We start from the raw sequence: 11,651 nt of genomic DNA, 5'->3' as shown, positions 1-11,651 counted from the left end.
AACACGGTGCAGACGTGACTGACAATAATAGCGGCTGTTTATGGGAGGCGATGCAATCGATTCAGTGCATCAAACGAAAAAAAATGATATTATGAATGATGGGTAAAGGACTTGGCTATAACTTATATCGTTTTTATATATTGCAACAAGAGGAGATACTATGAGTAACGAACAAAACTTTTGGCTTGACTTACCAAAGCCATTTTTTATATTAGCGCCAATGGAAGATGTCACAGATGTTGTATTTCGTCACGTCGTTAGTGAAGCTGCAAAGCCTGACGTATTTTTCACGGAATTCACAAATACAGAAAGCTATTGTCACCCTTTAGGAAAAGACAGTGTACGTGGCCGGTTAACGTTCACAGAAGATGAGCAGCCGATTGTCGCTCATATTTGGGGCAATAAACCAGAATTTTTTGAACAGATGAGCATGGATATGAAAAAGCTTGGGTTTCGTGGTATTGATTTAAACATGGGATGCCCCGTGCAAAACGTCGCTTCTAATGGAAAAGGCGCTGGATTAATCCAGCATCCTGAAGTTGCAGCAGAAATTATTCAAGCCGCAAAAGCAGGCGGATTGCCGGTTAGCGTTAAAACAAGATTAGGCTACCATAACATTGACGAGTGGCGCGATTGGTTAGGACATATATTGAAGCAAGATATTGCGAATCTCTCCATTCACTTGCGTACTAAAAAAGAGATGAGCAAGGTTCCTGCACACTGGGAACTAATCCCTGAAATAAAAAAATTACGCGATGAAATTGCTCCAAATACGCTGTTAACGATTAATGGCGATATTCCGGACCGTGCAGCAGGATTAAAATTAGTGGAGCAATACGGCGTTGATGGCGTCATGATTGGCCGCGGCATTTTCACCAATCCATTTGCGTTTGAAAAAGAACCTAAAGAACATAGCCCGAAGGAGTTTCTCCAATTGCTTCTTTTGCAGTTGGATCTTCACGATAAGTATTCGCAGGAAATTCTGCCGCGCTCCTTTAAACCGCTGCTTCGCTTTTTCAAAATCTACGTTCGCGGCTTTAGAGGCGCAGGCGAGCTGAGAAATCAATTAATGGAAACAAAATCGACAGATGAAGTACGTCTTTTAGTGAAAGCTGTTTTAGAGCAAGAATTAGATTGAGCCATTAAGTGATGAGAGACCTCTCGAAAGTTCATTGAACTTAGAAAAGGTCTCTTATTTTTGTGTTTTGTGGTACATGCCACTAAGACAATGAAACAGAGGCTTCCTCATAATTCAGTGAAATTAAAACATAAAAAACTCTTGGATTATTGCCCCATGGGGCAGAACCGTATCATTTTTTTCACCAAATACTTACATCTTCTAGCTAATGCCTTGAATGGACTAACAGAAAAGCAGCCTATTCCGGTGGGAATAGACTGCCCTGTACTAACTAAGATTACGGAGAGACCAGATCCAAGCTCGGCTCATACTTCTTCACGAACGTTTTAACTTCTCCTTGATTAGAGATTTCCTGATACATCACATAGATATTGTCTTGGCTATCTATAATAAGCTGTAAATAGTCCGGCATATCCCCAGAGATAGCAGCTTCGCCCACAGGATGCCAACTGCCGTCGTATTTCATTACGGTCAGCCTGTTGCCGTTGGCTAAATCATTATAGGCAATATACAGAGTACCGTTGCTATCAACTACCATAGGTATGCCCAATCCTCTACTCGATGTCTGTAAAGAATGGCTTATGGCCACAGGTTCCCCGTCAGGTCCTGTATATTGTGCCAATCCAATTACATTGTTGCCGCTATAGGCGAAATAAAGCTCATTGTTCAAGCCAAATGCTACTGATGAGCTTCCCGCCCCTACGCCCCCAGATGACTTATCAATGATGATATCCTTCCAAGCACCGTCCTCATACTTCAACACAGCTTTTTCAGAATTTTGGAAAAACAAATACGGGGTATTGTTTTTATCGAATGTAATATCTGGCTGATAGTAAGCACCTTTCGATAGATCCACACCACCACTAACGCTCACCCAATTTGCGCCGTCATATTTCACCACCCCTTGAAGTCGACTTTCATCGCCAGCAGAAGTATATACGACATATGGATTGTTAGCACCGTCGAGCGATATCTTTGGATTCTTCTTATTGACAAGCCCATTAGTAGGCGAGCCTATAGTATCCCAATTGAATCCATCGAATTTTCTCACAACGGTATAATAATCAACGTAATTCCCATCCTTAAGTGAATAAGCAATGTAAATAGTGTCATTGCTGTCTATAGCAATATCTGGACTACCCATGGTTACATTACTGTCTCCACTACTGCCAATCTCTATCCATCCGCCATTCTCAAGCTTCTTCACGATGACAAAGCTTCCCTGCTGATAGGTTACAAAAATATTGCCTTTGCTATCTATTGCATAGCGTGGAGAGTATTCTCCTGTTGGGCTGCCTATAGCTTCCCATGGTGAAGGCACCCACTTGGCGTATAGCGTCATGTCTGCTGTCACTGGTGTATCGAAGTCGTAAGGATTTGTCAAGCTGCTATCGCTATACCAACCGGCGAGCACATAACCCTCCAATCTCGGTGCATAATATACACCTGAAGGCTTCGAAATCTTGCCGCCCGTTGGCACTCTCTCCCCTCCTACACTCGATCCTCCGTTACTATCGAAAGTGATCCAGTAAGAACCCGTTATCCACTTTGCATACAATGTGATATGATTCGTCACCGGTGTCTTGAAGTCATATACTTCAGTCAGATCGGCGTCGATGTACCAGCCCTCGAGCGCATAAGAATCTTTATTTGAATTCGGGACCGTAGCCGTTTCACCATGTACAATAGACTGATTAGCCACTGCCGAACCGCCGTTCGTTTCGAAGCTCACCGTATAGTTGACCGTCCACTTCGCATACAACGTAAAATCGTTATTCACATATGTTGTTTTGAAATTATAAGCCTCCGTCAACGCAGGATCAATATACCAACCGGCGAACACATAACCTTCCCGCCCAGGATTGCCAGGTATATCTATGGTGGAGCCGTGATTCACTTTAACACTATTAATCTGCCCTCCGCCATTGTTATCAAAGCTCACCGTATAGGAATTTCTCGTCCATTTGGCGTACAAGCTTATATTTCTCACCACAGGATCCGTGAAATTATAGGCGTTCGTTAGGGCGCTATCACTGTACCAACCAGCAAACGTATGACCCTCCCGTGTAAACCCAACAGGTTCTATAGCCATGTCTCCCCCTAGTACAGTCTGGCCAGGCACTGTTGTACCGCCATTCCGGTTGAAAGTTACTGAATAACTATGTCTATACCATTTCGCATACAACGTAAGTTCACCCGTGTCCACCCGTGTCGAGAAGTTGTAGGCGTTCGTTAGGGCGCTATCACTGTACCAAGCCTCGAACGAATAACCTGCCCGCGTTGGGCTTGTAGGTATTCCAACAATTGATCCTTTTTGCACCGTTTGTCCAGCCACTGGTGTGCCGCCATTACTGTCGAAGGTCACCGTTAAACTATCTTGCTGTTTCATAATCCATTTCGCATACAACGTAATATCATCTGTTACGATCGCTGTCATAAAGTTGTACGCGCTCGTTAGAGCATGATCACGGTACCAACCGTCAAACACATAACCTTCCTGCGTTGGATTTTCAGGTGCTACAGCTAAAGCTCCTTTTCTTACCGTCTGGTCAGGCACAGATGTGCCGCCACTGCTGTCAAAACTAACCGTATAACTAATTTCATTCCATTTCGCGTACAACGTAATATCACCTGTTACCACCGCTGTCGTGAAATCATAGGCGTTCGTTAGCTCGGTATCTCTATACCAGCCAGCGAACTCATAACCTGCCCGCGTAGGGTCTGTAGGTATGCTAGCCACAGCTCCTTTTTTTACCGTCTGGTCAGGCACTGCTGTGCCGCCACTGCTGTCGAAACTAACCTTATAACTAAATTCATTCCATTTCGCATACAACGTCATATTATCGGTTACCACTGCTGTAGCGAAATTATACGCATTCTTAAGGGTGCTGTCTCTGTACCAGCCACCGAACACATAATCTTCCCGCGTAGGTGCAGCAGGCTCAATCACCTTATCACCATAGCCCAATGTCTGATCCGCAACCTCCTGTAAAGCGCCATTAACATTGAAGCTTACCGTATAGCTGTTAGGCTTCCATTGTGCGGTAACTTCAACATTATGATTAGGCATCGCTTGCGGTGGTGCAGGCAACCATCCTGCGAATGTATATCCCTCCCGAATCGGATTACCTAAACGTAGCGACGTAGTCGCTCCATATGGTACGTCAACTTCACTAGTCTCCATGCCTGCGCCATTGTAATTAATCGTCATCTTATAATTGCTGCGCTTGTAAAATACCTTCAGAGTTGTTGTACCGTCGCCTGCTATTTTGCTTTTAAGCACAGTTCCCGGATTGCTGTAATCAACTGTAAAGTTTTCATAGGACTTAGGCTGAATTGTCATTAGATCCACTTCGGTGCCCGTTGTACCGCGATAAGATTCTGTATCTGCCACCGTATAAGTATTACTTGAAATATTTTGATGTAGATGAACGACTTGGTAAGATATATCCTCCCTTGCTATCCACTTTGCGGTATAGGTTGTATCTGAAGTCGGCATAGTTCTAGGAACCTCTGGTGTCCAACCGGCAAACGTATATCCGAGCCTCGTCGGTATTAATGGTATACGTGCGGCAATGTTCTTGCCGAATTGCTCCGTTACCTTGAAGATCTGGGGGCCTGTGTAGCCCAAGTTGAAGCTCATCGTACGATTCGCTGGAGTGTAATATAATCTAGCGACCGTCGAACCATCTCCCTTGATATACACCCCACTTACCGTGCTATTCCTGTAGCCTTGATCATTAAACCTATCGGCTGTCATCCTGATCTCTGTATCAGTAGTCCCGGTCAATGTTTCCGTATAAGCAGGCGAAGACGCTGTTCCTGTATTCGGATCAATCAAATAATGCTCAACGGTATAAGGTGTATTCGTATTCACAATCCAGTGCGCATACAAATTGCGATCCTCTGCAGGCATTTGGCTTGGAATCGTCATCTTCTGACCACCAGAAGCCTCCGTGTACCATCCATCAAAGGTGTATCCCGGTTTGATCGGAGTTGTTACACGAAGCGGCGCATTATAAGCGGCAGCGATAACTTCGGTCATTTCTCCATTCTGTGGATCCAATTGCAGGGTATAATCCCCTACTCTGGCAAACCAAGTCAACGGAATCGTGCGCTTGAGCGGTGCAGCATTGAACGTAAGTGGTGAGTCCTTCCATGTAATGACTAAGTTGCCCGTGCTTACTGGAACACTCGTATCGACTACCCTTATCACCCGGCGTTCTTTGTTATAGGAGAAGTTCGGATTATCTAACTGGACATCGAATTTCGCAGGATCAATCGAAAACTTACCGTGTTCGAGATACATCTCTTCACTTATATCCCCTGTTTTCAAATCGAATAAGCTCATCGTTACTAGCTTCGTTGGTAAATTGAGAGATGACGCCTTTCCTGCTAATGTAATTCCGAGCTTATCATCCTGCGGATAGGCGAAGTCGAAAACATTTTTCTCTGCCCCTCCCGTGTACAGCGGCCATTTATTCTCGTACACCGGCACGCTAGCCGAGAGCATTCCATCACCCAATTGGACGCCAATTGCGCTCTCCAGATAGATGCCAATTTCTACATACATAGCGCCTAAAGATCGGGCGGACTTCACCCCGTTCAGCTGCTTCAACTGAGAATAGAAGAATCCCCACAAATTCACATAAGCCCCGGGTTCTACGGTTAGCCCAATGCTATTCAGATCGACACTTCCAACCCCCGCTTTAAGCTCCAGATTAATACCCGCTTTCAATCCGAGCGTCCCCATGACATAGAAGGTAAACTGGTAATTGCCGTCACCCTTCAAGGGTACGGTACTGCTCGTGCCTCTGAGACCAAGCACGAACAGGGTAGCCGAGTAGCGCTTGGCAGTCGTATAGTTGAAATCAAGCCCTAACGTCAGGTTAACATTGCCGGTGACAACGAACTCTGCTTTAAAGTTGACTTCAATGATACCATAAGCTACGTTCTTGCTCACCTCGAACAGTTCCTCCTTAATTAATGGAACCCAGTCCGTCTCGTTCTCCATCATCTCTTTATACTGTTCCTGCAACGTCGACGCGTCTACTCCGGTATCTTGCACACCCTCCATTAACGCTTGAATCTCTGTCGTGATGTCTCGCACGTCGCCTAGCACGCCACCAGTATTCGCTTTATCCCAGTCATCCAGCGCATCTTCCAGTTTATCGTGTTCGACGGTAGCGATCTTCGCCGTCATGTTGATCCCGGTATACGTATAGGCATCCAGATTAACGGTGACACGGTAATCCTCAGGGTAAGGAATGCAGATACGCCACAAGCATGCCTCTCCCCAGTCCGTCTCCCCATTGACGCCGAGATTCAAGCTAATCTCCTCAAGGAATGTACCGGTCATATGGATGACGAGGTCGCTTTCTTCATGGATACGAATGACAATATCGGCTCCTACTTGAAGCGTAGCGCTTACTCCGGAGTTTTGTCCGGCAATATTTTTCACTGTCGTGCCAAGTGAAGCTTTGACGGTCAGATTCTCCACACTAACTTCGCCTACGTCATTTGAAGCCGATAGCATACTCACTTCCTTCTGTGACTTGAATGCATTCGTCTCCATAGCCAGAGTAGATAGATAGTCCGCGGCTTGATCGACGAATCCACTGGCTATCGCTTGCTGCTCAATTTGATCCTCGAGCTTCGCGATATCCTCCTTCGACAGCAGCAGGTCGCCGTCAATCGCTTGCTGCTGATAGATGTCGAAGACATGCTTGATATCTTCCTCTGTGGCATCGGTATACGTAATGATATCGTTCTCCATCGCGGACGTAATCGACGTAATGCGCCCATAAGCGATTACCTTGGAGCTTTCTTCAATTAATTCACCCTCATAGAAAGCGATAAAATCGCCCACATCAACGGTGGTGAGTTCACTCAAACCTAGTGGCGCATACTCGCTGTCGCTGTAGTTCATCGCGCTGTGCGCTATCGTGATAGAGTTGTTATCCCGTTCTTCATCGAGATCCGCCTCTACGCTCACAGGCAGAACATCCGGCTTGAACAACACTTGCTTGGAATCTGCGTGGTCATAGGTGTAGGTATTACTGTTAATCGCTGTGATCTGTACATAGGCAACATCACCGTCGTCGGCGCCGGTTGTGTCTACCGTGCGCAGATTAGGTTGAACCCCTTCATAGATGGCGACGACATCGCCAACTTGAATCGCGGCGCTTCCGGTATACGTGAACGTTCCGCTGCTTGCATTCGCCGCAGCGAGACCAGTCTCGCTGCCGCCCACCGTCGTTGTGACCACCGGAATCACGGGTGAACTTACATCCGCGCCGTCCAGCATCATATCTCTGACTTCCGCGAAGGGCAAATAGATCATGCCCGGATTGAGCGGAATGTTCATAACTTCTTCCTTGGCAACGCTAAAAACATAGATTCTCGTCGTTGCGTCTTGACCTTGAAAGGACAGGCTGTCGTTCGTCAAGGTAAGTTGATAAGTGTGGCCTTCTTCAAATCTACCGTCTACAGCAGCAGACACTACATTGAAAGTACCCGTCATACCAATGACGCTAATTCCCGTAAAATCAGGGTCCGCTGTATCGACAAATGTCATTCCTGCCTTTACTTCCTCTGCCGTCAAGTTACCGGATGCATCGTTTACAGTAATGGTAAAACCAGGCGCAACATCCATTACCGAATAACTAGGAATACTCTGTACAGCATTACTCACTTGATCAATATACTTCGCATACAACTTCGTATCAGCAGTAACGCTGCTGCCTTCCGCGAAGATAAGTGACAAATCACTATCCCTAAACCATCCTTGGAAAATGAATCCGTCTTTTGTCGGGACAGGTAACTTACTTAACGCTTCCCCTTGCGGTACCGTCAGGGTTGTTACAGCTGATCCGCCGTTGCTCTCGAACGTCAGCGTATATTTAGTGCCGTTGCCACCGTTGTTATTGCCGCTGTTGCCTCCACCAGCACCACTGTTACTGCTAGGTTCAGGTGTTGGTGTAGATGTTGGTGCTGGTGTTGTCGTCGGTTGATTTTGGCCTTGCCACTCCTTCACAATCGCGTCACTACGCATGAAGGTAGCAGCTGCTTCCGCACGAGTTGCTTGGGCATGCGGTTTGAAGTTACTATTTTTATCACCAACGAACAAGCCTGCTTGCCATAGTTTTACAATAGCATTGGCTGCCCAAGGTGATGCACTCGCAAGATCTGCTGGTGCTGTGGTTATGAAATTACTAGTTTGATAGGGAATTTGATAGTGTTCAAAATAACGTAAAGTCATCGTCGCCATCTGTTCCCTAGTTATTGTGGCATCTGCAGAAAAGCTCTGGTTGCCCGTACCAACAGTAATCCCTGTCTTAACTGCCCACTCCACATACGGTGCATACCAAACACCCGTCTGCACATCGGCAAAAGACGAGACAGGATACTCCCTTATATCCACACCTGCCATTCTTCCTAGTGCTGTCACATACATGGCGCGAGTCATCGTTCCATTAGGCGAGAAAGTATCCTCACCCGTTCCGTTAAATAATCCATTCTGCTGGACATAAACTACCTCATCGTAGAACCAATCCGTTGAACTAACATCTTGAAATTCAATCGTTCGATTCATATTTTGAAAACCACTGGGTTCTGATGCTGCCACCTGAGGCACTGGCAACAAGCTCATTACCATGCTGATGGCAATCATCCATGCAAGTAGAGGCGATTTTAATTTCCATGCCTGTTTAATTACTTGTTTCATCCCTTTTTATCCTCTCTATTAGTAGTTTTGAATCTCTTTCGTTGCCCTGTTGGCACGCTTATTATCAGGCTCAAATACGCTATCCCACTGACCGCTTCGTCATCACAAATGCATCGTCCCCCGCCTTCAGTTATACCTATCTTCCTTACATAACAACTAAAATTACGACAGTAAGTGCGAAAATCCTATCTTTTTTTCCCTCTTATCCTACCATGATTGATAGAATCATCAGTGAAGTACAAAGAAAACTTTAAACTTGTAACCGCATTCACAAACGTAAACAACACAAAAAACCACTCCCTAATAGAATCATTAAGAAGTGGTTTTTATTTGATTTATTATTTATAGCTGTGTCTGCTTCACAAGTCGTGGTCATTACAGCCTCAATTTATGAAGCAAAATGCTGGGATGATATAAAGCTGAAAAGCTCGGAAGCCTTGTCTGCCCTGCCGCATGGAGCGTTTTTCAGCTCCATCGGCGATGAAATCTACCGCTTAAGCGCGGTCGCTCATCATCGAATGACTTCGATGATAATGATTTCTACATCATGCCGCCCATTCCGCCCATGCCGCCCATGTCAGGCATGCCGCCGCCAGCGCCTTTAGGCTCTGGCTTGTCAGCAACAACCGCTTCAGTTGTCAGGAACATAGCTGCAACGGAAGCTGCGTTTTGCAGCGCGGAGCGTGTAACTTTGGCAGGGTCAACGATACCTGCTTCGAACATGTTAACCCATGTTCCAGTAGCAGCGTTGTAGCCTACGCCGATTTCTTCATTTTTCAAGCGCTCAACGATAACCGAACCTTCTTGGCCAGCGTTCGCAGCAATTGTGCGAAGCGGCTCTTCAAGGGAACGAAGAACGATGTTAACGCCTGTTTGCTCGTCGCCTTCTGCATTAACAGCAGCAACTGCTTTATATACGTTAATTAGAGCAGTACCACCACCGGATACGATACCTTCCTCAACCGCTGCGCGAGTCGAGTTCAGAGCATCTTCGATGCGAAGCTTGCGCTCTTTCAATTCTGTTTCAGTAGCAGCGCCGACTTTGATAACCGCTACGCCGCCGGACAATTTAGCCAGACGCTCTTGCAGCTTCTCACGGTCGAAGTCGGAAGTTGTTTCTTCCAGCTGCGTACGGATTTGGCTTACACGAGCCGCGATGTCAGAAGCGTCGCCGCTGCCGTCAACCACGATTGTGTTTTCTTTTGTTACGCGTACTTGACGAGCGGAGCCCAGTTGCTCAACCGTAGTCGATTTCAGTTCAAGGCCCAGTTCCTCAGTGATCACTTGACCACCAGTCAGAGCAGCGATATCTTGCAGCATCGCTTTACGACGGTCGCCGAAGCCTGGTGCTTTAACCGCTACGCAAGTGAATGTGCCGCGCAGTTTGTTCACAACCAGAGTAGCGTTCGCTTCGCCTTCAACATCTTCTGCAATGATCAGAAGCTGTTTGCCGGATTGAACGACTTTCTCAAGCACAGGAAGAATTTCCTGAATGTTTGTAATTTTTTTGTCAGTGATCAGGATATACGGGTTATCCAGAACAGCTTCCATTTTGTCTGTGTCAGTAACCATGTAGTGGGAGATGTATCCACGGTCGAATTGCATACCTTCAACCACTTCAAGCTCCGTTACAAAGCCTTTCGACTCTTCAACAGTAATAACGCCGTCGTTGCCCACTTTTTCCATAGCTTCTGCAATCAGTTGGCCCACTTCATCGTCAGCGGAAGAAATAGCCGCAACTTGAGCGATGGATTGTTTGCCTTCGATTGGTTTAGCGATGTTTTGCAGCTCTTCAACTGCAGCTTTAACCGCTTTTTCAATACCTTTGCGGATAACCATTGGGTTAGCGCCAGCAGTTACGTTTTTCAGACCTTCGCGAATCATCGCTTGAGCCAAAACAGTAGCTGTAGTTGTACCGTCACCGGCAACATCATTTGTTTTTGTTGCTACTTCTTTAACAAGCTGTGCACCCATGTTCTCGAATGCATCTTCCAGCTCGATTTCTTTCGCGATGGATACACCATCGTTCGTGATCAACGGGCTGCCGAATTTCTTCTCCAGCACGACGTTGCGGCCTTTAGGTCCGAGTGTAACTTTTACAGCATTTGCAAGTGCATCTACACCACGCAGCATTGCGCGGCGAGCGTCTTCGCTAAATTTAATATCCTTTGCCATTATCATTTACCTCCCGAAAATATATTCATATAAGTATGCTTAACGGCCTGCGCCGTTTCGTTTAAGTCCAGTCAAGCTGTATGTTAGCAGCCTATTCAAAGATCGCGTGAATGTCGCTTTCTTTCATAATCAAATACTCTTTGCCGTCGTATTTAACTTCTGTTCCCGCATATTTGGAGAAAAGGACGCGATCGCCTTCTTTAACTTCAAGCGCTACGCGAACTCCGTCTTTCAGCGCGCCGCTGCCAACAGCCACCACTTTACCTTCTTGCGGTTTTTCCTTAGCCGAATCTGGCAAAACGATACCGCTTGCAGTCGTTTCTTCTTTCGCGATCGCTTCTACTAATACACGTTCACCCAAAGGTCTGATCATTGAAAATAGCCTCCTTTAAAAATTTGTCGCTTATTTTTGTTAGCACTCATGAGCATGAAGTGCTAACAATCATGTTTATCATACTTTTTTTCGTTATTAATTTCAAGTGCTTGGGAATGATTTTTGCAGGAAATTTACATACCATTGGCAAAAAGACCGCTTTATGAACCCTTCCGCTTCAACTCATGCTGCGCTAGCAAAGCCCCTCATCCATTGTAGCCGAGCTTATGCCTAGGTAA

General features: G+C 46.1%; 4 protein-coding genes. 1 reads left to right on the top strand and 3 read right to left on the bottom strand.

The genetic code is table 11. The features are described from left to right. The first annotated feature begins 160 nt into the window (after positions 1-160). Positions 161-1,138, top strand: coding sequence for a tRNA dihydrouridine synthase (locus tag BBD42_RS14665; RefSeq protein ID WP_099518742.1), 978 nt, complete (start codon positions 161-163; stop codon positions 1,136-1,138). 277 nt (positions 1,139-1,415) lie between these two features. On the opposite strand, the gene BBD42_RS14660 is transcribed toward BBD42_RS14665, so the two are convergent. The 3 genes from BBD42_RS14660 to groES form a co-directional block, all read right to left on the bottom strand. Next, a complete protein-coding gene (locus BBD42_RS14660; protein WP_099518741.1) occupies positions 1,416-8,864 on the bottom strand; it encodes an InlB B-repeat-containing protein in 7,449 nt (2,482 codons plus the stop codon). A gap of 540 nt (positions 8,865-9,404) precedes the next feature. Beyond that, complete coding sequence (groL, locus tag BBD42_RS14655) at positions 9,405-11,039, bottom strand: chaperonin GroEL (RefSeq protein WP_056043601.1); 1,635 nt, start codon at positions 11,037-11,039, stop codon at positions 9,405-9,407. 91 nt (positions 11,040-11,130) lie between these two features. Further along, positions 11,131-11,412 (bottom strand): co-chaperone GroES, encoded by a 282-nt coding sequence (gene groES / locus BBD42_RS14650; RefSeq protein WP_046229112.1) that lies wholly within the window; start codon positions 11,410-11,412, stop codon positions 11,131-11,133. Positions 11,413-11,651: the final 239 nt, after the last annotated feature.

Source organism: Paenibacillus sp. BIHB 4019, from assembly GCF_002741035.1.
Lineage (GTDB): Bacteria > Bacillota > Bacilli > Paenibacillales > Paenibacillaceae > Pristimantibacillus.
Note: the sequence above shows the minus strand (reverse complement) of the source record. Positions and strands in the feature narration are given on the sequence as shown.